Genomic DNA, 22,400 nt, shown 5'->3' on the forward strand with positions numbered 1-22,400 from the left:
AAAAACCCCCTTGCATTTTCTATAAAAAATGCGTATAATATATCTTGTCCTTGTTTTTAAGAAGGTCTGGTAGTAATAGCGGAGAGGTCACACCTGTTCTCATGCCGAACACAGAAGTTAAGTTCTCCAGCGCCGATGGTAGTTGGGGCTTTGCCCCTGCAAGAGTAGGACGCCGCCAGGCCTTAAGATATATTTCTACTATTCAATAGAGGTAACCATTAAAATTGAATATTTTACTCACATCGCGGGGTGGAGCAGTCTGGTAGCTCGTTGGGCTCATAACCCAAAGGTCGTAGGTTCAAATCCTGCCCCCGCAACCAAATTTATTATTAAAGTGAAACAAATATAAACATTTTGGTCCGGTAGTTCAGTTGGTTAGAATGCCTGCCTGTCACGCAGGAGGTCGCGGGTTCGAGTCCCGTCCGGACCGCCATACTTATAAAACTTCGTACACATGAACTCATTAAGAGCATCATGTGTTTTTTAATGTTTTAATAATAAATAAATATATTGTTAACGCTAGATAGAGACTCTAATAAAAATACCAACTATTCTTTTTCAATTCCCTCTTTTTTTGCTATCATTAGGATTGTATATTAGTTGGGAAATGGTGATAAAAGTTGGATGAATTCTCTTTTATAAATTCAATTAAACAGATTAGTTATAAACAGCCATCTTTAGTAAAAGGGATTGGCGACGATGCTGCTGTATTTAGAAGTGAAAAGGATATCGTAACGGCAGTCGATATTTTTGTAGAAGGAATACACTTCAGTAGAGAGACTATGTCTCCATTTCAAACAGGTTATAGAGCCCTAGCTGCAAACATTAGTGATTTAGCTGCAATGGGAGCAATACCAGCATTTTATCTTGTTTCTGTAGTAATTCCTAAAACATGGACTTTAAAAGAAGTAGAAGAAATCTTTTCCGGAATGAAAGAATTAGCAAGGTATGATCATATGGACCTTATTGGTGGGGATACAGTATCTGGTTCAGAGCTGTCTATTTCTATTACAGTTATTGGCTTAGTAGAGAAGGGCATGGCTCGATTTCGTCACACAGCTCAACCAGGAGACCATGTTTTTGTAACAGGAACACTAGGAGATGCACGAGCTGGATTGCATATTTTAACGGATAAAACCAGTTCATATATCAATTCATCTTACTTTGTAAAAAGGCATCAAATGCCATCTCCCCGGTCCACTTTTGCTGTTTCTCTGGCAGGCATTGACCGAATCACGTTAAATGATGTAAGTGACGGCATTGGAAATGAGGCAAATGAAATTGCCGAAGCCTCCGGTGTTACGATTACGTTATATGATGAGAACATTCCTGTAAGCGACGACTTCCAACAGTTTCCGCCATCCTTTCAGCAAGAATGGAAGTACTTTGGTGGGGAAGATTTTGAGCTTTTAGGAACAGTAGCTGAAGAAAACTGGGATGCTCTTGTAAGAATGGCGAATGATACAGGTACCCAGATAACTAAAATTGGTTTTGTAACAGAAGCGGAAAAAGAGCCTTCTGTTTACGTAATAAAAGATAATAAAAAAACGCGTTTAGATAAAAACGGTTATACACATCTAAAGTAGGTGAATCAATGGATACACACCAAGTAAAGGTTCATACAGAAGTAGAAACAAGACAGGTTGCAGCACAATTAGCCGTACTATTAAAACCAGGAGATGTGGTTACATTAGAAGGCGAATTAGGTGCTGGAAAAACGACGTTTACGAAAGGCCTAGCAAATGGTCTTGGTGTTAAGCGCCATGTAAGTAGCCCAACATTCACTATTATCAAAGAATATCAGGGTGAACTTCCCCTATATCATATGGACGTATATCGACTGGAAAACTCGGAAGAAGATATTGGGTTTGATGAATATTTTAACGGTGATGGGATCTGTGTGGTAGAATGGGCGCAATTTATCAATGAATTCTTACCTGAAGAGAGATTGGAAGTTGAAATTCAATATGCAGGTAAGGAAAGTAGAACGATACAATTTAAAGCATATGGTACGCACTTCGAAGGGATATTACGAGAACTGTAAATAGCATCTAAAGAACCTTCGAGTACTGAAAACATGAGGAGTAACGTGAATGAATATACTTGCAATTGATACTTCTAATCAAGTGTTGGGGATCGCCATCGTAAAGGATAATAAACCTATTGGAGAAATGAAAACGAATTTAGCCAAGAATCATTCCGTGCGCTTAATGCCTGCTATAGATCAGCTTATGAGGGATGTCTCCATAACGCCTGATGAGCTTGATCAAATCGTTGTGGCTAAGGGGCCTGGTTCGTATACTGGTGTACGCATTGGACTCGCAACAGCGAAATCTATGGCTTGGGCATTAGAAATCCCAGTAATAGGTGTTTCTAGCTTGGAAGTCTTGGCATATCAAGGAAGATTCTTTAATGGTTATATCTGTCCCTTCTTTGATGCGCGCCGTGGGTTAGTCTATTCAGCAGTCTATGAATGGAAAAATGGACAGCCTGAAGTAGTATATAAGGAAGAAAATCTTTTAATGGCGGATTTGCTTGAAAATCTTGCTCAAGAAGATAAACCCGTATTATTTTTAAGTCCGGATATCGATATTTACATGGATGCAATCAACACACAGCTTGGGAAGCAGGCTGTGATACCAGAGTTAGTCTACCATGTAGCAGACGCCAGCCATTTAGTGTTAGCTGGAACAAGGAAACAGGCAGAGCCTACTCATGCACTGACTCCAAATTATCTTCGTCTTGCTGAAGCGGAGGCAAAGTGGTTAAAGCAACAGAAGGAACAGCAGAATAATGAGTGAGATAACGATTCGGAAAATGGAGATAGCTGACGTCGATCAAGTCATGGAAGTTGAAAGAGTATCTTTTACCACGCCATGGACAACAGATATCTTTTACCAGGAAATTGTTGATAATCAATATGCTTATTATTATGTGATAGAATGGAATGGAAGGATTGTCGGGTATGTGGGTACTTGGGTTGTCTTGGAGGATGCTCAAGTAACGAATATTGCGATCATGCCGGAATTAAGAGGTAACAAACTTGGAGAAAAGCTATTTCAATATATGCTTTTACAAGTTAAGCTAATAGGGGCGACACGTCTTTCGCTTGAAGTACGTGAATCGAATATTCCCGCACAAAAATTATATCGCAAATTTGGGTTGGTACCTGGTGGAATAAGAAAAAATTATTATACAGACAATCAGGAAGATGCCATCGTTATGTGGGTGAATATATTATGAAAAATGATACGATTATATTAGGAATAGAAACCAGCTGTGATGAAACAGCAGTTGCTATCGTGAAAAATGGAACGACGATTGTCTCCAATGTGGTAGCATCACAAATTGAAAGCCATAAGCGCTTTGGCGGGGTGGTTCCAGAAATCGCTTCAAGACACCATGTAGAACAAATGACACTCGTGCTTGAAGAGGCCTTTGCACAAGCGGAGCTCACATGGGATGAAATAGATGCAATTGCCGTGACAGAAGGCCCGGGCCTTGTTGGTGCCTTACTGATTGGAGTAAACACGGCAAAGGCTTTAGCTTTTGCAAAACAAAAGCCACTCGTCGGTGTTCACCATATTGCTGGTCATATTTATGCAAATCGTCTGGAGACGGAATTTCAATTTCCGCTATTAGCTCTTATCGTGTCAGGGGGGCACACGGAGCTAGTACTGATGAGAGAACATGGTAGCTATGAAGTAGTCGGTGAAACGAGGGACGATGCGGCAGGTGAAGCCTATGATAAGGTTGCTAGAATGTTAAGTTTACCGTACCCTGGCGGACCACAAATAGACCGACTAGCAACAGAAGGAGAAGCAAACATTAATTTCCCTCGAGCTTGGCTTGAAGAAGGTAGCTATGACTTTAGCTTCAGTGGCTTGAAGTCATCAGTGATTAACACGATTCACAATGCAAGCCAGCGTGGAGAGGAATTAAAGAGTCAAGATATTGCTGCTAGCTTTCAATCAAGTGTAGTAGACGTACTTGTTTCCAAGACATTGCGTGCTGCAAAAGAATATAAAGTAAAACAAGTAATCGTAGCAGGTGGTGTGGCAGCGAATAGTGGTTTACGTAATGCGTTGAAAGCTACCTTTGCGGATACGGAAGTCCCGCTCCTAATTCCTCCTTTAAAGCTTTGTACCGATAATGCAGCCATGATTGCGGCAGCAGGCACGATCGCTTATGAACAAGGGAAAAGGGCTTCTTGGGATTTAAATGCTAACCCATCTCTTATATTAGAATAAAAAGTATCCACAGTTATGCACAAGACTGTGGGTAACCTATGAAGAAAACGGTTTACAAAGGTGTTATCTGGGGATAAAAATAGTGGATAACTTATAATGTGTTTGTGGATAATGTGCATAACTGTGTTGACAACCTTTGTTTTCGCATTTAAGAAGAAATAGAACCTGTGGATATGTTAAAAAGATTTAAATCAATCGTTTGATTAAGCAAAATGGAAATTTGGTGAATGGAAGATGTCCAAAAAACAATCCTTTTATATACAGAATGACCTTATTACATTGTTTATCTTATTTGTTTCGGTGAGTCTGCTTGCAGTATACAATGCACAGCAATTGGAGCAATACGATGAAAACTTTGTATTGAAACAGATAGTCTGGTTCACGATTGGTATTTGTATTATTGCAGCAATACAGTATTTTGATCTGGATCAATTGTATAAGGCAAGTATTTTCATATACCTAACTGGCCTTTTAGTACTTGCGATCCTCCTTGTTAGTCCTGAAAGTATTGCCAAACCCGTAAATGGGGCAAAAAGTTGGTTTACCTTGCCTGGCTTATCCTTACAACCAGGGGAATTTGCTAAAATGACAACAGTGTTATACACAGCCGCAGTGATTAGTAAGCATAAAGAAAAGTTTGTTGTTAGCAATCTCAAAAGTGATTTCTTATTGTTGTTTAAAATTCTTGGTTTAACAGCACTTCCAGTCATGCTGATTATGTTGCAACCTGACTTTGGAACAGCAATGGTATATTTATTTGTCTGTGGAATGTTGATCATTTTGTCAGGTATTAGCTGGAAAATTATCGGTTCTCTTATTTTGGGGATATCTTCTTTAATTGGGGTTGTGCTTGGATTTATCGTAAGATTCCCGGATATAGCAAAGGAAATAGTCGGAAGTAGTAATGCATATCAGATTGACCGAATTATGACGTGGTTTAATCCAGATCAGCAATCACCAGATGCGACCTTCAACTTTGACCGGGCTCATATGGCACTTGGTTCTGGACAGTTATTTGGTAAAGGAATTGGTAGTTTGCAGGTTGCCACACCAGAAGCTCAAACGGATTTCATCTTTTCCGTCATAGGAGAAAGCTTTGGGTTTATTGGTAGTGCATTGGTCATTTTTCTTTACTTTATGTTGCTATATAAACTAGTTACGCTTGGGTTAAGTATGTTTAAACATTCTCCTTTTGGTTCATATGTTTGTTTTGGATTTATGAGCATTCTACTTGTCCACGTCTTCCAAAATGTTGGAATGAATTTGGGGATAATGCCTATCACAGGGATCCCGCTCCTGTTGATAAGTTATGGTGGTAGTTCTGTGTTATCCACAATGATCGGATTAGGGCTTGTGTACAGAGTGGCTGTAGAGCATTCTATACAAAATGATTATCTTTTCAAATAAAACAAAACCCGCATGATTGCATGCGGGTTTTGTTATGTTTAGCTATTACGCTTCTTCTTGTAAGGCTGTCCATTCTTCCATAAAACCTTCTACTTTTTGTTTTAGATTGCTTGTTTCTTCTGTTAGAGCAAGTGCCTTCTCATGATCTTGATATACTTCAGGCTCTGTCATTTTTTCTTCTAGCTTTTCAATCTCTAATTCATATTGCTCAATAATCGTTTCTAATTCTTGAATCCGTCGTTCTTTCTTTCGTCGCTGACTTTGAAGCTGTTTCTCCATTTTGAAGTCACGTTTACGCTGGTCGGCTTTTTGAACTACTTCTTCTGTTTGTTGTAATCTTTTGAGTTCTGCTTCTTCTTCTTTTTTCTCAATATAATAATCATAATCGCCCAAATATATGGTGATGCCATCCCGCTGCATTTCGGCTACCTGATCCGTAATTTTATTTATAAAATAACGGTCATGCGAAACAAATACAATGGTGCCAGGAAAATCGAGAAGAGCTGCCTCAAGTACCTCTTTACTGTCTATATCGAGATGGTTTGTCGGTTCATCTAGGATGAGCAAATTAGCTTTCTGCATCATTAGCTTAGCTAGGGCAAGGCGTGCCTTTTCTCCACCACTAAGAGCACTTACAGGCTTCAACACATCATCCCCAGAAAAAAGGAAATTTCCAAGAATCGTGCGGATATCCTTTTCATTTTCGGTCGGATATTCATCCCACAATTCTAATAATACAGTCTTGGAAGAAGTAAGATTGGCCTGTTCCTGATCATAATAACCAATTTGCACATTTGTTCCGATATGAATGTTGCCACTGTTAGGTGGGAGTTTACCCATGATGGCCTTTAGTAACGTCGTTTTACCGACCCCGTTTGGTCCTACCAAGGCAATTCTTTCGCCTCTATTCACATGAAGTTTAACGTCTTCAAAGATGTTTTCGGTTGCATCACCATAACCAAAAGCAAGCTGATCTATTTTTAATACATCATTCCCACTGCGTCGGTTAATCTGGAAAGAAAAAGAAGCGGAGGACTCATCGCCTTGAGGCCTGTCCAATCTTTCTATTTTCTCCAGTTGCTTTCTTCTGCTTTGTGCTCGTTTCGTGGTAGAAGCTCGTACAATATTTCGCTGCACGAAGTCTTCAAGCTTTTTAATTTCCGACTGTTGTTTCTCAAATTCCTTTAAATCCTTCTCATAATCCAAGGCCTTTTGATCAAGGAATTTACTATAGCTTCCATGGTACTTCTTTGTTCTGTGTCGAGAGATTTCGTAAACAATCGATACTGTTTTGTCCAAGAAGTATCTATCATGGGAGACAATTACAACTGCTCCTGGGTAGCTGACTAAATAGTTTTCAAGCCAACCAAGTGTATCAATATCTAAATGGTTTGTCGGCTCATCTAGAATAAGTAGTTGTGGTTTGGTGAGCAATAGCTTGCCTAAGGCAAGGCGTGTTTTTTGGCCACCACTCAGCTCTGTAATTGGTGTGCTATAATCATAATCTTGAAAATGTAGCCCTGTCAGAACTGCTTTAATATCCGCTTCATAGGTATATCCACCACTTTGTTGATATACCTGTTGTAATTGATCATAATCATGTAGTAATTTCTGATAAGCGGTTTCAGATAAACTTGCTGTATCCGCCATTTGGTTTTCAAGCTTGCGAATTTCTTCTTCCTTGCTTACTAGTCCAGAAAACACACCTAGCATCTCATCCCATATAGTTAGGTTGGAGTCGAGAGCAGTATGCTGCGAAAGATAACCTATGGTCAAATCCTTTGGTTTGAAAAGTTCCCCGCTATCATATGTCAATTCTCCGGCCATGATCTTTAAAAGCGTGGATTTACCAGCACCATTTCTGCCTACTAGCGCGATTCTGTCGTTCTCTTTTACTTCTAATTTTATATTTGATAGTATTTCATCCGCTCCGAAAGCCTTTGAAATTCCATTAACCTGCATAAGTATCATACCTGTCACCTCATCTCTCTTAGTTTACCTTACCTAGACACATCAGTAAAATACAAGATGCTGTCAAAAATTTCATAATGAATTGTGAAAAGAATCACGACTTATTATTAAGTTTCTGCTAAAATAGAGGGAGAGAGAAATGAAAAATAGACCAGTTTTACCAGATTACATAGCATTTTCAGCAGAGAGGGCAACGCGCTGCTCTGTGAATGATAATTTTAATACATAATTATTGTACCGAAAGAAGGAATAACGATGGATCAAAATAAAATACCACAAGCGACTGCTAAACGATTGCCATTATATTACCGCTTTCTTAATAACTTAAATCACCAAGGTAAAAAACGTGTCTCTTCCAAGGAATTAAGCGAAGCAGTAAAAGTAGATTCCGCCACGATACGCAGAGACTTCTCCTACTTTGGCGCGCTCGGTAAGAAGGGGTATGGATACAATGTTGAATATTTGCTCGGTTTCTTCAGGAAAACCCTGGACCAAGACGAGTTAACCGATGTTGCCTTAATTGGTGTCGGTAATCTTGGTACCGCATTCTTGCATTATAACTTTATGAAAAACAATAACATAAAGATCCAAATGGCATTCGACGCAGATGAAAACAAAGTCGGCTCTACCATTGGTGGGGTTCCTATTTATCACATTAAGGATATGGAAGAAAAGCTTAATGGGATTAAGGTCGCCATTTTGACCATTCCAGCGAGTGAAGCAGACGGGATAACAGATAGACTTGTTGAGCATGGCATCACGGGTATACTCAACTTCACCCCAGCAAGAATATCGGTACCTAGCCACATTCGTGTGCACCACATTGATCTCGCAGTAGAACTGCAAGCATTAGTGTATTTCCTAAAACATTATCCACTTGTATCAGAAGAGATAGAAGAAATAGAAGAATAAAGTCATGTTGACAAAGCCCTTCAAATTTGAAGGGCTTTTATTTTGTTTGATTAAAAGGAGTTTGGCAGATGAATAGAAAAAGAGAAGATCGAGGCTATTCCAATCAACCGGAAGAGCGATCCAATCGATCATAGAAGCGTTGCAATCAACCAAACACTTCATCACTCCCATACCTTGTACTAAACAAACGACATTTGATGAATATTCAAAAATACCTCTTTTATCTGAAAACTATACAGGGAATAAGACATCTGTCTATTCACTTAGTAATGAGGTATGATTATGACTGGTTTGCTGTTGCAGGATAACTTAACTTTAGGAGGTAAGGTAAATATGAAAAAATTTGTAGTTCTCATAACAGTACTTATTATCGCTTTATTCCTTAGTGCGTGCTCTGAGTCAACGAGCAGTGAAGAACCAAGTGATGAGAAAGAAAAAGAAGAAGAAACAGAAGCGGAGGAAGAGCCAGAGGAAGAGGCTGTTCCAGGCGATGAAGAGTTGTTTGAGGTACTAGAGGTGAATATTCAGTCTATGATGGATCAAGACATAGATGCACATATGGAAACCATACATAGCGAATCACCTGCCTATAACAGTACTAAAGACTTATTAGACCAAGTATCTGCTTATACATTGGATATGAAGTTGTCTGATCTAGCTGTTGAAGAGAAATCGGAAGAAGAAGCACGAGTAGCTTATATACAGACTTCCATGAAAGTAGATGGACCAGAATACCAGAATAACCTTACGAAGGGTGTTCATACATTGAAACCTGAAGACGGGGTATGGAAGATATATGGCTCAGAAGTAAAAGAAACCATTCCACTCGATGAAAACGGAGAAGAGATAGAAGAAGGAGCAGCTGAAGATGTTGCGATGGAAGGGCAGTATGCTGATTTGATCACCTCATTGGAAATGCCTTTTGATAGCGATAAATGGGTGCTTGGTAATTATAATGAAGCCCAAGGAGAAGGGATTGCAGAATTTCTAATTAATGATGAAACGTTTCAGAATTATACAGAGCTATTAACTGTTCACGTTTTCGCAGATGCAGCGTCGAATGGCGGTATTACCACATTTGTTGAAGCGATGGAAACGAATTTAACGAGTATGATAGATGGAGAACTGGAATTTAAGCGGCTGGATGAAACGGATCAGGAGGTTATCTACGAGTTTAGTGTAACGGACGATAGCACACACTATGATCAGGAAGAAGTAGCGCGTGCCTTTAGCAAAGATGGCCACCTTTATGTCGTTCGTTACACGACGATGGAAAAAATGATTGAGAATAAAGAGGATTGGTTAGATAAACTAAAGAACGTAAAATAAATCGCAACCATACAAAAGGAGCAGCATTCTACATGCTACTCCTTTTTATTCTTTTTAATACGAAAATGTAAACTGATTAATCGTATACTTACACCAAATTCAAGGGTGGCAAACAGCGCCAGAACCATTGTGGTGATATTCCAGATCGTGTCCTGTGCGCTAAGAATGGCAATGTAGATGAAAAACACTCCCATTACAAAGTAAATGGCGGCCATTGTTTTTGGTGAAATTTTCATGGGTAAACCTCCAACGTGGTAATCATTCACCTAGAATCCAAAGATAATTGCTTGCAAGTCCTGTAATTGCTTTTGCATTCTCTCAATATCTTCTGGTGTCAGATTATATTGCAGCAGGACAACAATTGTGTTCATTGCTGCATGTACAAAGATAGGAACTAATATGCGCTTCGTCTTTACATAAAGAAAGGCAAACACAAGACCCATCGAACCGTATACCAGAATATGCTGTGGTTCTCCGTGGATGATACCGAAAATAAAGGCGGAAATTAATGCTGCGATAAAAAAGTTTGTTCTCATGTAAAGTTGTCCAAAAATAATCTTTCGAAAGATTATTTCTTCGAGTACTGGTGCGATAATTGCTGGGACTAGGAGAAATAAAGGAGTAGCCCGAGCGATATTCATAATATTTTGCGTGTTTTCGGATCCTGGGTCGATTCCAAAGATTTGCATTTCCAGCATTGCTGCAATTCCTTGGGAAAAGTAGGCCATAAACACACCAATTATGGACCAGGCCACCGCAACTCCAACACGAGACGCCTCGTGACTTCGTGTCATTTGCATGTCTTTTCTTAAAAGTAGCAGTACAACAATTAAACCTAGTATAAAGCTAATAATTGCCCAATAAGTGACTGCCTGATACCTGGTAATTTCAAATGTAACAAGCAAAAGTGGGGCCATCAGAATCCCGGAGAACTGCATAATGATGTAAGAGATAATGACCCACCAATAACGTTTTGGCAAAATACAACGACTCCTTTAGCGAACATGTAGTGTTATTTTTATCCCGGTGCTACCGTCCGTAAGACTCCCACTTCAAAACATGAAGTGAGATTAAACGGACGCTAACACCCCGATTCGTTCAACTAACAATCAGTGGGAGAAGAACGAAAACCCCTACTGATGGAAGTTTCACTTTATTATATGTGCGTATTTAATGGACTAGTAGAATATTATTTGCATTCATTAAGTATTCTATCATAAATTAGTACGAGGTTATAACAGAAGCACTTTTCCTGACATAAACAAAAAATCTTAAATTCGTGAGTGCAATGCTTGCATTTTTTTAACAATTTATTTATCATATTAATTGGAATTAGCACTCGGTTATGCAGAGTGCTAATAACTAAAAATATATCTAGAATTAAGGAGGCTTTCTACATGATTAAACCACTAGGAGATCGTGTTGTCATCGAGCTTGTTGAACAGGAAGAAAAAACTGCAAGCGGTATCGTACTTCCAGATTCTGCAAAAGAAAAACCACAAGAAGGTAAGGTTGTTGCTGTAGGTTCTGGTCGCATAACAGAAAATGGAGAAAAAGTCGCGCTAGAAGTAGCAGAAGGCGATCGCATTATTTTCTCAAAATTTGCCGGTACAGAAGTTAAATATGAAGGCACAGAATACTTAATTCTTCGCGAAAACGACATTTTAGCTGTAGTTAGCTAGTCTGGCCGAATAAGTACATTCACATAATTCATATGTATTGAAAATAGATAATAATCAAGGAGGGCTTTATCAATGGCTAAAGAAATTAAATTTAGTGAAGACGCACGTCGTGCAATGCTTCGTGGTGTTGATACATTAGCAGATGCTGTAAAAGTTACTTTAGGACCAAAAGGGCGTAACGTCGTTCTAGATAAAAAATTTGGTTCTCCACTCATCACAAATGATGGTGTAACGATTGCAAAAGAAATTGAATTAGAAGATCACTTCGAAAACATGGGTGCACAGCTTGTATCTGAAGTAGCTTCTAAAACAAATGACGTTGCTGGTGACGGTACGACAACTGCAACAGTTCTTGCACAAGCAATGATTCGTGAAGGACTTAAAAACGTAGCATCTGGTGCTAACCCAGTAGGCGTTCGTCGCGGTATTGAAAAAGCAGTAGAAGTAGCTGTTAACGAACTAAAAGCTATCTCTAATCCAATCGAAAGCAAAGAATCCATTGCACAGGTTGCTGCTATTTCTTCTGGAAACGAAGAAGTAGGAAACCTAATTGCAGAAGCTATGGAACGCGTTGGTAACGATGGTGTTATCACAATTGAAGAATCTAAAGGATTCAACACAGAGCTTGAAGTAGTAGAAGGCATGCAATTTGATCGCGGATATGCTTCTCCATACATGGTTACAGACCAAGATAAAATGGAAGCAGTTCTTGAAGATCCATATATCTTAATCACAGATAAGAAAATCGGCAACATCCAAGAAGTATTACCAGTACTTGAGCAAGTTGTTCAACAAGGTAAGCCACTTCTATTGATTGCTGAAGATGTTGAAGGCGAAGCACTTGCTACATTAGTAGTAAACAAACTACGTGGAACATTCAATGCTGTAGCGGTAAAAGCTCCAGGATTCGGTGACCGTCGTAAAGCAATGCTTGAAGACATCGCAACACTTACTGGCGCAGAAGTGATCACAGAAGATCTAGGCCTAGACCTTAAGAGTGCTACAATTGAGCAATTAGGTCGCGCTTCTAAAGTTGTTGTAACAAAAGAAAACACTACAGTGGTAGAAGGTTCAGGTAACCCTGAAGCAATCTCTTCCCGCGTAGCACAAATCCGTGCACAAGCTGAAGAGTCTACTTCTGAGTTCGATAAAGAAAAATTACAAGAGCGTCTTGCTAAATTAGCAGGCGGTGTAGCAGTAATCAAAGTTGGTGCTGCAACTGAAACAGAATTAAAAGAGCGTAAACTACGCATTGAAGATGCATTAAACTCTACACGTGCAGCAGTTGAAGAAGGTATTGTTGCCGGTGGTGGTACTGCACTAGTAAATATCTACAACAAAGTAAGTGAATTAAGTCTTGAAGGAGACGAAGCTACTGGTGCTAACATTGTACGTCGTGCTATGGAAGAGCCAGTTCGTCAAATCGCTCATAACGCTGGACTAGAAGGTTCTATCATCGTAGAACGTCTTAAAGGCGAAAAAGTTGGCGTTGGTTACAATGCAGCAACTGGCGAATGGGTAAACATGGTAGAGGAAGGTATCGTAGATCCTACTAAAGTAACTCGTTCTGCACTACAAAACGCAGCATCTGTAGCAGCAATGTTCCTAACTACCGAAGCTGTAGTCGCTGACAAACCAGAAGAAGGCGGCGGCGCTGCCGGCGGCGGAATGCCTGACATGGGCGGCATGGGTGGAATGGGCGGCATGATGTAGAAAACATCATAAACCCCTTGATATACAAGCATTTAAAGGTCATGAGTTCATCTCGTGACCTTTTTTTGACCTTATAGATCAAAATTGAGGACATTTTTCATGAGGTTTCCAAACATTTCAGAGTCTCTTTTTCGTACAGCATCAGTTGTGTGTAAGTACACTTGTTTCGTTATTTCATCACTTGAATGTCCTAGTCTTTCCATAATTCTTTCAATGCTCACTCCTGCCTCAGCTTGAAGGGAAGTATGAGTATGTCTCAAAGAATGGGGAGTCAGACTTTCATTCAACTTAGCTAACTTTAATAATCTTCTCATTCGATATTGTATTTTCTTAATATATATTGGATATCCAGGGTAGAGAAGGTCATTTGTGAAAATAAATCCTTCGTCATGGTATTCATTACCAAATTCTCTTTTAACCTGATGATTCCTTTCTATTACATTTTCTAAAGATTTTACTACAATTAGGTCTATATTAATTTTCCTTCTAGAACTTTTGGTTTTTGGCGTTACTAATTGATAACCAGTAGTAATGTTTTTGGGATTATAATACGTTTTACTTATATTCAACATGTCCTCTGTTCCTCTAAGCAAGTCAGTTTCCTTCAAGGCACAAAGTTCTCCAACTCTAATCCCTGTGTAAGCCAACGTCAAGAAAATCTCAAAATCGCCTGGCAATCCATATTTGTGGCATACCTGCAGAAAATGTCCTAATTGTTCTTTTTCCATGTATTTAGGTAAGCTGGTCTCATTTTCTAAGTCCTCAACACTTTGGACTTTTTTAGGGATATAAGCAAATTCCGTGGGATCCTTTCTAACCACTTCAAGTTGAAGAGCCTTTTTAAATATCATTCTGGCGGTTCCGTGTATTCCACTTAACGTATTAATGGAAAACTTTAAATTTAAGTCAAGGAGAGCCTTCTGATATGTTTGCCAAGTAATATCACTAATCATTACATTCTCAAAAAACTTATATAGATTATTTAATTCATGTTTTCTTACACGAATAGTACCCGGTTTCACTCCATTTTCTTCCTTATACAATTCAAGCCAACGCTTGGAAAACTCGCTAAAAGTCACAGATTTATTACTTAGATCTAGACCTAAATCTATATCGTTTTCTAGATATCTTGCAGCTGTTTCAGCTTCCCTTTTGCTATTAAAGCCTCTTCTAGTAGTAGATTTTTTTCTACCAGTAACAGGGTCAATTTTATCCGTATATATTTTAAACAGCCATTTCTCACCGTTTTTTGTTTTATACTTCTGAAAGCTTGCCATATTTTCCCCTCTCCTCATAAATAAATTTGCTTTTATACATTTCCAGTCTTTTTTCGGCAAACCCCCTTTCAACGTTGAACGTGTGCATGATTGCTTGTACAGATAATTTTGGGAGGTTATGCAGCATGAATGTCGGAACGCATAGATGATAGCTAAAATATTCAGCTTGCCATTCTTGGAGTTCAACAAAGGACTTTGGAAGGTGCTCTTGCCTTCCTACATGCCAAAGGATATGACAGAGCTCATGCGTGAACTCCTGCCATTGTGTTTGCTCAGATTGCTCCTCATTGAGAAATACGATGCATTGGTTTCTCCTTATAACTGTTTCACTGGAAAACTCCCAATACTTCACAGTCAGATTCATGGAGGCTGATATCCTTTGGATTGAGAGTCCAGTCGGATCAACAATAAATAATCTTTTTAGAAACTTCTTTACGTAATCTTCTGTTTTTGTGTAAAAGAACATAATATCTCCCCTTAAATAGAATATACGTTCCCTTTTAATGTATAAGAGAAGGCGTACAAATTGTACACCCTTTATTTATTGTCTTCTTCCTTGAATGCTTCCCACACCCTACGTAATCGGCGAAGATCTTCTTCACTTGTTCTTGGAAGTTCCTTGTACCAACGTTGTAAATCAGGGTCATCTATGAATTCTCGGAAGTCTTCATCATTAGCACCAATATTATTAGTTCTACCTAGTAAATAGTCTGTGGTGGTGTCTAGCACATTCGCTAAATCCTTTAATACCTCATTTGATGGAGAACTATACTCATTTTCATAGTTGCTTATAGTGCTCTTGGTGGAATTAATCTTTTTCCCAAGTTCCTCTTGAGATAGCTTTCTTTGTTTTCGTAAGTATTTTAATCTCTGAGAAAACACTGTTTTTCCCCCATTCTTACTCTGTACAAGTATATTGTACTGTAAAGATATGCATGAATAAACAAAAGTATGAAAAAATTGTACAAAATTATTGACATACAAATTATTTGTACTTATAATGAAATCAACGTACAAGTTATTCATACTTTGGGAGGTGAAAGAAATGAAAAACCATAGGCTGATTGAATCACGCAAAAAGAAAAGACTCAATCAAACTGAACTGGCTAAACTACTAGGATTTAAAGGTAAACAATCAGTCGCAAATTGGGAGAATGGCCATTCAACTCCAACATTAAGTACAGCCATAGAAATCTCAAGAATCTTAAACAAAGATGTTGAGTTTTTATTTGGTCAAAGTGTACAAGATACTCATACAAAAGAACAGGGGGCTGTGTAAATGCACTTAAAACCGATTGAAAACAATGGACAACGTGTTTTAACTACACTCCAAATAGCAGATTCTTTCCAAACCTCAACCAAGATCATTAACCGAAACTTCCAACGTAAATCGGAAAGATATGTACATGGCAAGCATTATTATTCCCTAACTGGTGATGATTTAAAAGCATTTAAAGGGTCACGTCAAAATGACGACAGCCTTAAATATGCATCAGTTCTGTACCTTTGGACAGAAAAAGGAGCCTGGCTACATGCCAAGTCATTAAATACAAAGGCTGCATGGGAAGCATATGAAATGTTGGTTGATGATTACTACCAAACACGCGAATTATTCGATTATAGTAATGAGCTTGAATCTATGAAACAAGCATTATCAAGCGCTGAAAAAAAGGTAGAAATGAGGTTAAGCATGATAGAAAACAAGATTGAAGAACAGATCACGCTAAATCATGGTGAACAACGTCGCTTTCAAAAAGGTATTGCAAGCCGAGTTTACAAATTATCTACTGATCCAGACACAAGAAGTTTTCTCTTTCGTGAACTTCATCGTGAAATCAAAGATCGCTTCGCAGTTGCTAGTTACAAGGATGTAAAACAGAAGGATTTACAAACTGCTTTACGCTACATCGATAACTGGATCCCAAGGAAGGTGTCCTGATGCAAATATCATTAGATTCGCTTGAAGCCAAGCTACTAGAGGAAAATTTAAAGCAATTATTCCAGACTGCCTACGATCAAGGTATGGCAGATGCAAAAGAAAAACTATCACTGCCACAAATGTTGAGGAAAACAGATGTAGCAGCAATATTCCAAGTTGAACTTGCAACCGTTGAAAAAATCATTCGCATGGAAGGTTTCCCGAAATCCAAAGTTGTCACTGCCCGTTACCCAAGGGATCAAGTATTGGAATGGGCCAACGAAAACATTGAAAGAGTTAACTTCCACCATCGGAAAGCAATTTAATTTACCGAGTGAGGGGTCGGTAATTACAAGTATAGACCTTTCCACCAAAGTTTTGGGTGCACCCCTTGCACATGTGCAGATATGGCACGTGAGGGGAGGTGAGAACAATGGAGACTGGAATGAAATTTCGAATGATGCGCGAACGACGCGGAATGACTCAACAAGAGTTGTCCGATGAATTGTATATATCACGTAGTAACATTTCAAGGGTTGAAAGTGGCAAGTTGAAGTTAGCATTTGAAGACGCTGTGTTATGGGCGCGAAAGACTGATTCGCAGGACATGCTGATTGCGTTAGTGTGTGGCACAGACATACCAGGAGCATTGCAAATGTTATCTGATCTAACGTCAACAGCTGGAACGATCTTATTAATACTAGGAGGGTTAATTTGAATAACGAACCAAACAAAAAAGAAGAAACAAGTGATCAACCATTAGGGTTCTTAATGCTTCTAGTAACAATCGGATTTGTAGTTTCACATTGCTATAACTATTTCTAGGAGGGAGGTACAAGTCTTGAAGAATAAACAGGATTGGTTTTATAACATTACGGCGATCTTAGTAGTTATTTTCTTGTATGTAAGCATGATCAATAGTTAGGAGGAATTGAAGTGAAAGCATCTATAAAACTTTGGGTTTGCAAAAATGTAGACATGAAAAAAATGCCCTTTGCCGAGGACATTTAAACGATTTCGTTTGATTAACTTAAGCCCATTATACGCTATGCAGCTTTTTAAGACAAGGGTGGTGAGGGATAGATGTTTGTGCCTTATAAGGTATTGTTGACCGATTGGGTATTTGCCCAGCTAGGGAAAGAAAGGGAGCTTACTGAGACGTATTTAAAGCGATACCCTCACTATCACTTGATCAAGATAGATAATCGCTTGGCAGTATGCGAGCGTTTGTCAAAGGAGGAACAAAATGGCTAAATTTCGCATGATTCATACAGAGTTCTGGAACGACCCAAAAGTGGTGGAGGAAATGACACCAGAAGATAAGTTTTTCTTTCTCTACCTTTTAACTAATTCAAACACTACTCAGGTAGGGATATATCAAATCACCAAGAAGCAAATAGCTTTTGATATTGGCTACTCCATTGAAAGTATTAATTCTTTGCTAGATCGTTTCGTAAACCAACATAAATTAGTCCGTTACAGCCCTGAAACAAGGGAAATTGCTATCAAGAACTGGGGGAAATACAACTTCAATCGTGGAGGAAAGCCAGTTCTAGATTGTGTCACTTCTGAACTAAAAACGGTGAAAGATAAGTCGCTTATCCAGTTCGTAGGAGAACGAATTGAGAAGAAAGACATAAAAAATATTTACGAGACGTACTACGATACGGGTAACGATACGCAACACGATTCGTATAACGATTTGATAAAAACGGAGAAACCCAATAACGACAAGGGTTTACACGATACGTACCACGATACGCCTACGATAAGTGGACAAGAAAAAGAAAAAGAAGAAGAAAAAGAAGAAGAAAAAGAAGAAGAACAACAACAAGAAAAAGAAGCCGTATCGGAGATTGTTCAATTTTGGGACGAGAACGGTTTTGGATTAAATAATATCCAAGGTAAAAAACAGTTGTTGTCGTGGTTAGATGATTCTCCATTCTCTGTTCCTAAACAAATGATTCTAAAAGCAATGAATATAGCTTGCTCTAATAACGCTAGAAGATTGAATTACGTTGAGGGCATATTACGAAATTGGCAAAACGAGTCGTTGCTAACTCCTGAGGAAGTGGATCTGAGAGACTCAAAAAAGAATACCAGGCAAGAAAGCCGTTATGGAAACTCGTGGTAGGGAGGTAACGTGATGCAAGGTGTCCAAGAAGGATTAGGAAAAGTTATGCAAGATACTGGAATTGGTCGGATCAAGAAGACTGGTGAAAGAGTTTGTGAAGTATGTGGCTCTAATGTTCCTATCATGGAGCGTACCGACAGAGAAGGCAATGTTCATGAAGAGTCGCTTTGCTTAACCTGCGAGACTAACAAAACACGAAATAGGTTTCCCGGATTAGATGGCTTATCGAAAGCCAAAGCACAAGGTTTTTCGGTTAAATACGAGAAGGTTCCAAAAAAGCTAATAGGAAAAACAGTTGCAGAGTATAAGCCTGAAACAGAGTCTGAAAAGGATATGAAATCCACTATAAAGGATTTTATAATCAACTTTGGTAAGACGGAACATAACTCATTGATCTTAGCTGGTCAAATGGGAGTAGGTAAGAGTCATTTAGCTTATGCAGTGGCTGCGGAATTAAGAAGACGAGGATATAGCACCATGTTCATTGCTGCAGATGACTTTCTGAAGTTAATAAAAAGCACATATGAAAAAGACATCGACCTATCAGAAAAGACCATTTTCGAAATGATCGAGGAGATTGATCTACTGGTTTTCGATGAAATAGGAGCCGAGTACAACAATCAAAAAGGAGAATTTGAAAGCTGGGCATCTGAGAAAATACTTAAAGTCACAGATCTGAGAGAAAACATACCAACGATTTACACCACAAATTATGCACCAGTAGATTTCGAGAAAAAGTATGGGCATATCCAAGGCGGGAGAATCGTCTCGAGAATGCAAGCTGGAGCAAAAAGAATCAAAGTAGAAGGTCGCGATAGAAGGTAATCGTTAAAAGATTTTAGGAGGGGTTAGGATGATCGATACAGTAGAATGCCCATATTGCGGACATGTAAATGATATGACTGACGGATTAGTTGATTTACCAAGTGACAATAGATTTGATAACGAATGTGAAAATTGCGAGAGGGAATTCGAGGTAGAAGTTGAATTTGATCCAATTTTCTCATCTTCCGAAATTGTGTATGAGAAATGTGAAAACTGCGGAAACAAAACTAGGGATCTTGCAAAAAGGGGATCGATTTTTCCTTGGCCAAAATCAATGAAAAAGAATAATTTATGCCGTCCATGTTTTAGGGAAGCGCATCACTCCGAATTAGAAACGCTATACAAGGAAGGTGTTTAACGTGTGTAAAACATGCAAAGGTACAGGCGGTTTAAACACGGAGCATAGTTGGGGATTATCGTTTGATCCTTGTCCAAATAGAGCTTGCAGACGTGATGGAAATGAAGTCATTGATGAAGCTGTCAGAATCTTGGAAGGAAAGCTTAGGGAAATGGAGGAGAAGAGGAGGATCAGCGCATGATAACACTAATTGGTGAAGGGAAGCCATTAGAAAGGTCAAAGGACAGAGAAGTCGGTGAAGGATTAGTTAGGTTATTGGGCGATATGGAAGAATTTATCACCAATGAAGTCTTGGAAGAGATCACAGGTTTTTACAACCAAGGTCACAAAATTGTAGACATAGCTGCAACCTTCAGGATGGATCCTGACTTTGTATTTATAGCTTTATTCCATCAAGCAAGGAACGGAAATGTTATGTGGCCATTCGCTTACCGAATCTCTTAAGGATGGTGGGACTATGAATCAATTAAATATCTATGATCACATTGGCATACAAAGCGATCCACTCGTGCAAAAGCTAGAACAGTTAAAACGTGGAAAGTCGGTTGTGATGGAAGACATGAAAGTATCGCATAATCATTCGGGACTTTATGAAATTTCCACAGAAGATACACATGATTGTTTTAGTGACAGTAGACGATGTTATGAGTATTTAAACAATTGTATAAAACGTAGATTGATGAGTACTTAGGAGATAGAAAAAGAAAAAGTAGGTATGGAAATTAAAACTGTCTAATCAAGAGAGGTGTGAAGGGATGAGTAAATGTATTGAATGTGGGGATGTAACTAGAAATAAAAGCAGTAGCCTATGCCAACAATGCTTCTCTAAAGAACTAAAGAAATCATAGGGGGAACGGATAATGCCGGACAACAAGAAACATATAGAAATAAGTTCATATAAAGATGGTGTGTACGTAATGGCCAGTGGAAACTGGTTAAAGATCAAAAGCCCAGAATCAGGGTTTGGGGAAACCAAAATAGTTTGGAAGGACAACAAAATCATTAACGCAATACCATCTGAAATAATTAGCCTACGAAAATAAATAAACAATGTCACGACCGACGAACGGAGGACATCATTCAAGCACTAAGCTTGTTTGGTGTCTTTTTTTTATATTGAGGGAGGGGTCAAAATGCAGTTAGCATTTAATTTGCCAAAGATTAATCGTGAGGAAACGAGGAATGTTGTAGAAAAAGCTTTAGAGGATTACAAAATTTATTTGCTTATGGATCCAGAAGACAATGAGCCAAAAGTTACTGCTACATTTAAGTTGGTACCATCTGGCCCTAGCAATCAATTTCATTCATCGACAGAAGATGCTGCCATTAGAAAGATAGATCAAGAGAATAAAAGAAAAGTCTATATCAGCAAGATTCAAAAGGCTGTTAATCGTCTTGCCTTCCAAGAGCGTTCTATTATTATCAATCGGTATCTAAAAGATGAGGAAGTCTTTGACTATGAGGTATATAACGAGCTTGGTTATAGCGAGCGTAAGTATTATCGCCTTAAGGCAAGAGCCTTTTATAAGCTGGCCTTTATCTTACGTATTGAGGTTTATGAAGAAGGAGGTGAAGCGAGTTGAATATCGTCCAACCTATAAGAGATTATGAAAAGCTAGAGGAACTTAAGAGAAGGCTGAAACAGAAAAGTGACCGGGATTATATTTTAGTTATGATCGGCTTATATACAGCTCTAAGGATATCCGACATATTACGAATCCGGGTAGAGAATGTGAAGAAGGACTATATCACGTTGAGGGAAAAGAAGACATCTAAGTTCCGGCGCATTTACCTCAATGCTGATTTAAAGAAAGCATTGAGGGATTATATACATGATAAGGAGCCACATGAATTCCTGATTCGAAGTAGAGAAGGCACAAATAAATCAATCACCAGAGCAAGGGCGTATGGCGTTCTAAAGGACATTGCAGAAGAAGTAGGGTTAGAATCCATTGGAACACATTCCTTACGTAAGACCTTCGGTTATTGGGCTTATAAAGATACAAAGGATGTAGCTGCGCTACAGAAGTTATTTAACCATAGCTACCCAGAAGAAACCTTACGGTATATTGGCATTGAACAAGATGGCGTAGATTTACTCTTAAAAAACGCTTATCGCAATGCCAGGTAGCTTTTTTACCTATTAATTGTACTTAAAAAAGAGGTGTCAAACTCATTTTATCCTAACGGCTAAATTAACTAATATAATTGGCTTTAAGGACGCTGTGTGAGTTTGACAAACCCAATATTATGTTAAACTAACAAAGGGAGAATTTGGTGTGAAAGTAGAGAAGGCAAAAGACTTGATTGAAGAGTTAAAGAAATATGTTGCTGCATATGAAAAGTATCAACCTCAGAATGTTAAACAAGAAGCTATTAAACTTTACGCAGAACTAGAGAGTGTTAACAAAGTGGCTAAGGAATTAAACCACAAGGGTTATAGAAAGGGTGGAAAACCAGTCGCTGGAAAGATTCGCCAAGTTAAATTAGAGAGTAATGATGTGACAGAATTGCTTAAAGGGGAAGTTGAGGATCGTGATGGATTACATGTAATAGTGAAAAAAGCACTTAGTAGAAATAGAAAAAGAATTAACTAGAACATAAGATATGGGTACTTATTAAGG

Annotated in this window: 30 protein-coding genes, 2 tRNA genes and 1 rRNA gene; 27 read left to right on the forward strand and 6 right to left on the reverse strand. The window is 38.7% G+C overall.

Going from position 1 to position 22,400, the window contains the following annotated elements; translation table 11 throughout:
- Positions 1-65: 65 nt before the first annotated feature.
- The 9 genes from rrf (at position 66) to AC6CHS_RS15240 (ending at position 5,657) form a co-directional block, all read left to right on the forward strand.
- A 5S ribosomal RNA gene (rrf, locus tag AC6CHS_RS15200) occupies positions 66-181 on the forward strand.
- A gap of 62 nt (positions 182-243) precedes the next feature.
- Positions 244-320, forward strand: a tRNA-Met gene (locus AC6CHS_RS15205).
- A 36-nt stretch (positions 321-356) separates the two neighbouring features.
- Positions 357-433 (forward strand) — tRNA-Asp (locus tag AC6CHS_RS15210).
- 187 nt (positions 434-620) lie between these two features.
- Positions 621-1,586, forward strand: a complete 966-nt coding sequence (thiL, locus tag AC6CHS_RS15215; RefSeq protein ID WP_498237370.1) for a thiamine-phosphate kinase — start codon at positions 621-623, stop codon at positions 1,584-1,586.
- A gap of 8 nt (positions 1,587-1,594) precedes the next feature.
- Positions 1,595-2,044: a tRNA (adenosine(37)-N6)-threonylcarbamoyltransferase complex ATPase subunit type 1 TsaE gene (gene tsaE / locus AC6CHS_RS15220; RefSeq protein WP_498237371.1), complete on the forward strand. Its 450-nt coding sequence runs from the start codon at positions 1,595-1,597 to the stop codon at positions 2,042-2,044.
- A gap of 49 nt (positions 2,045-2,093) precedes the next feature.
- The gene (gene tsaB, locus AC6CHS_RS15225; RefSeq protein ID WP_498237373.1) at positions 2,094-2,801 is read left to right on the forward strand and encodes a tRNA (adenosine(37)-N6)-threonylcarbamoyltransferase complex dimerization subunit type 1 TsaB; all 708 of its coding nucleotides are present in this window, start codon (positions 2,094-2,096) and stop codon (positions 2,799-2,801) included.
- Positions 2,791-3,243 (forward strand): ribosomal protein S18-alanine N-acetyltransferase, encoded by a 453-nt coding sequence (gene rimI, locus AC6CHS_RS15230; protein WP_036577179.1) that lies wholly within the window; start codon positions 2,791-2,793, stop codon positions 3,241-3,243. The genes tsaB and rimI overlap by 11 nt, the downstream gene beginning before the upstream one ends.
- Positions 3,240-4,250 (forward strand): tRNA (adenosine(37)-N6)-threonylcarbamoyltransferase complex transferase subunit TsaD, encoded by a 1,011-nt coding sequence (gene tsaD, locus AC6CHS_RS15235; RefSeq protein ID WP_498237375.1) that lies wholly within the window; start codon positions 3,240-3,242, stop codon positions 4,248-4,250. Before rimI ends, tsaD begins: the two co-directional genes overlap by 4 nt.
- Before the next feature lie 234 nt (positions 4,251-4,484).
- Complete coding sequence (locus tag AC6CHS_RS15240; protein WP_498237377.1) at positions 4,485-5,657, forward strand: FtsW/RodA/SpoVE family cell cycle protein; 1,173 nt, start codon at positions 4,485-4,487, stop codon at positions 5,655-5,657.
- 45 nt (positions 5,658-5,702) lie between these two features.
- Here AC6CHS_RS15240 and AC6CHS_RS15245 read toward each other — a convergent pair whose 3' ends face one another.
- The gene (locus tag AC6CHS_RS15245; protein WP_498237378.1) at positions 5,703-7,628 is read right to left on the reverse strand and encodes an ABC-F family ATP-binding cassette domain-containing protein; all 1,926 of its coding nucleotides are present in this window, start codon (positions 7,626-7,628) and stop codon (positions 5,703-5,705) included.
- A gap of 255 nt (positions 7,629-7,883) precedes the next feature.
- On the opposite strand from AC6CHS_RS15245, the gene AC6CHS_RS15250 reads away from it, so the two are divergent.
- Together AC6CHS_RS15250 and AC6CHS_RS15255 are read left to right on the forward strand one after the other, a co-directional pair.
- A complete protein-coding gene (locus AC6CHS_RS15250; RefSeq protein ID WP_036577183.1) occupies positions 7,884-8,540 on the forward strand; it encodes a redox-sensing transcriptional repressor Rex in 657 nt (218 codons plus the stop codon).
- Between the two features lie 333 nt (positions 8,541-8,873).
- Positions 8,874-9,869, forward strand: a complete 996-nt coding sequence (locus tag AC6CHS_RS15255; RefSeq protein ID WP_498237380.1) for a hypothetical protein — start codon at positions 8,874-8,876, stop codon at positions 9,867-9,869.
- 35 nt (positions 9,870-9,904) lie between these two features.
- Here the strand turns inward: AC6CHS_RS15255 and AC6CHS_RS15260 are convergent, their stop codons facing one another.
- Both AC6CHS_RS15260 and AC6CHS_RS15265 read right to left on the reverse strand, forming a co-directional pair.
- Positions 9,905-10,105, reverse strand: coding sequence for a YdiK family protein (locus tag AC6CHS_RS15260; RefSeq protein WP_036577186.1), 201 nt, complete (start codon positions 10,103-10,105; stop codon positions 9,905-9,907).
- A gap of 30 nt (positions 10,106-10,135) precedes the next feature.
- Positions 10,136-10,849 (reverse strand): CPBP family intramembrane glutamic endopeptidase, encoded by a 714-nt coding sequence (locus AC6CHS_RS15265; protein WP_058950899.1) that lies wholly within the window; start codon positions 10,847-10,849, stop codon positions 10,136-10,138.
- Positions 10,850-11,266: 417 nt separating this feature from the next.
- On the opposite strand from AC6CHS_RS15265, the gene groES reads away from it, so the two are divergent.
- A complete protein-coding gene (groES, locus tag AC6CHS_RS15270; protein ID WP_498237383.1) occupies positions 11,267-11,551 on the forward strand; it encodes a co-chaperone GroES in 285 nt (94 codons plus the stop codon).
- Positions 11,552-11,623: 72 nt separating this feature from the next.
- Positions 11,624-13,264, forward strand: a complete 1,641-nt coding sequence (gene groL / locus AC6CHS_RS15275; protein WP_119578637.1) for a chaperonin GroEL — start codon at positions 11,624-11,626, stop codon at positions 13,262-13,264.
- A gap of 71 nt (positions 13,265-13,335) precedes the next feature.
- On the opposite strand, the gene AC6CHS_RS15280 is transcribed toward groL, so the two are convergent.
- The 3 genes from AC6CHS_RS15280 to AC6CHS_RS15290 form a co-directional block, all read right to left on the reverse strand.
- Positions 13,336-14,541, reverse strand: a complete 1,206-nt coding sequence (locus tag AC6CHS_RS15280) for a site-specific integrase (protein ID WP_498237385.1) — start codon at positions 14,539-14,541, stop codon at positions 13,336-13,338.
- The gene (locus tag AC6CHS_RS15285; protein ID WP_498237387.1) at positions 14,519-15,007 is read right to left on the reverse strand and encodes an ImmA/IrrE family metallo-endopeptidase; all 489 of its coding nucleotides are present in this window, start codon (positions 15,005-15,007) and stop codon (positions 14,519-14,521) included. The genes AC6CHS_RS15280 and AC6CHS_RS15285 overlap by 23 nt, the downstream gene beginning before the upstream one ends.
- A gap of 71 nt (positions 15,008-15,078) precedes the next feature.
- The gene (locus AC6CHS_RS15290; RefSeq protein WP_498237389.1) at positions 15,079-15,423 is read right to left on the reverse strand and encodes a helix-turn-helix domain-containing protein; all 345 of its coding nucleotides are present in this window, start codon (positions 15,421-15,423) and stop codon (positions 15,079-15,081) included.
- 163 nt (positions 15,424-15,586) lie between these two features.
- Here AC6CHS_RS15290 and AC6CHS_RS15295 point away from each other — a divergent pair, with 163 nt between their 5' ends.
- The 14 genes from AC6CHS_RS15295 (at position 15,587) to AC6CHS_RS15360 (ending at position 22,373) form a co-directional block, all read left to right on the forward strand.
- A complete protein-coding gene (locus tag AC6CHS_RS15295) occupies positions 15,587-15,820 on the forward strand; it encodes a helix-turn-helix transcriptional regulator (RefSeq protein ID WP_498237391.1) in 234 nt (77 codons plus the stop codon).
- Positions 15,821-16,480, forward strand: a complete 660-nt coding sequence (locus AC6CHS_RS15300) for an ORF6N domain-containing protein (protein ID WP_498237393.1) — start codon at positions 15,821-15,823, stop codon at positions 16,478-16,480. It begins immediately after the preceding gene.
- Positions 16,480-16,785 carry a hypothetical protein gene (locus tag AC6CHS_RS15305; RefSeq protein ID WP_498237395.1) on the forward strand — a complete coding sequence of 102 codons (306 nt, stop codon included), beginning with the start codon at positions 16,480-16,482 and terminating at the stop codon, positions 16,783-16,785. Before AC6CHS_RS15300 ends, AC6CHS_RS15305 begins: the two co-directional genes overlap by 1 nt.
- Before the next feature lie 107 nt (positions 16,786-16,892).
- On the forward strand, positions 16,893-17,177 hold the full coding sequence (locus tag AC6CHS_RS15310) for a helix-turn-helix domain-containing protein (RefSeq protein ID WP_498237396.1): 285 nt from the start codon (positions 16,893-16,895) through the stop codon (positions 17,175-17,177).
- A gap of 365 nt (positions 17,178-17,542) precedes the next feature.
- Positions 17,543-17,713, forward strand: coding sequence for a hypothetical protein (locus tag AC6CHS_RS15315; RefSeq protein WP_498237397.1), 171 nt, complete (start codon positions 17,543-17,545; stop codon positions 17,711-17,713).
- The gene (locus tag AC6CHS_RS15320; protein ID WP_498237399.1) at positions 17,706-18,593 is read left to right on the forward strand and encodes a DnaD domain-containing protein; all 888 of its coding nucleotides are present in this window, start codon (positions 17,706-17,708) and stop codon (positions 18,591-18,593) included. The genes AC6CHS_RS15315 and AC6CHS_RS15320 overlap by 8 nt, the downstream gene beginning before the upstream one ends.
- 12 nt (positions 18,594-18,605) lie before the next feature.
- Entirely contained in the window at positions 18,606-19,418 is an 813-nt protein-coding gene (locus tag AC6CHS_RS15325; RefSeq protein WP_498237400.1) for an ATP-binding protein, read from the forward strand.
- A 28-nt stretch (positions 19,419-19,446) separates the two neighbouring features.
- On the forward strand, positions 19,447-19,776 hold the full coding sequence (locus AC6CHS_RS15330; protein WP_498237402.1) for a hypothetical protein: 330 nt from the start codon (positions 19,447-19,449) through the stop codon (positions 19,774-19,776).
- 177 nt (positions 19,777-19,953) lie between these two features.
- Complete coding sequence (locus AC6CHS_RS15335; protein WP_498237404.1) at positions 19,954-20,220, forward strand: hypothetical protein; 267 nt, start codon at positions 19,954-19,956, stop codon at positions 20,218-20,220.
- 13 nt (positions 20,221-20,233) lie between these two features.
- A complete protein-coding gene (locus AC6CHS_RS15340) occupies positions 20,234-20,467 on the forward strand; it encodes a hypothetical protein (RefSeq protein WP_498237405.1) in 234 nt (77 codons plus the stop codon).
- A gap of 169 nt (positions 20,468-20,636) precedes the next feature.
- A complete protein-coding gene (locus AC6CHS_RS15345) occupies positions 20,637-20,819 on the forward strand; it encodes a DUF3954 domain-containing protein (RefSeq protein WP_498237406.1) in 183 nt (60 codons plus the stop codon).
- Between the two features lie 90 nt (positions 20,820-20,909).
- Positions 20,910-21,359: an ArpU family phage packaging/lysis transcriptional regulator gene (locus tag AC6CHS_RS15350; RefSeq protein ID WP_498237408.1), complete on the forward strand. Its 450-nt coding sequence runs from the start codon at positions 20,910-20,912 to the stop codon at positions 21,357-21,359.
- Positions 21,356-21,907 (forward strand): tyrosine-type recombinase/integrase, encoded by a 552-nt coding sequence (locus tag AC6CHS_RS15355; protein ID WP_498237410.1) that lies wholly within the window; start codon positions 21,356-21,358, stop codon positions 21,905-21,907. Before AC6CHS_RS15350 ends, AC6CHS_RS15355 begins: the two co-directional genes overlap by 4 nt.
- 148 nt (positions 21,908-22,055) lie before the next feature.
- Positions 22,056-22,373, forward strand: a complete 318-nt coding sequence (locus AC6CHS_RS15360; RefSeq protein WP_498237412.1) for a hypothetical protein — start codon at positions 22,056-22,058, stop codon at positions 22,371-22,373.
- The last annotated feature ends 27 nt before the right edge of the window (positions 22,374-22,400 follow it).

Source organism: Oceanobacillus sp. GQ8 (genome assembly GCF_059758495.1).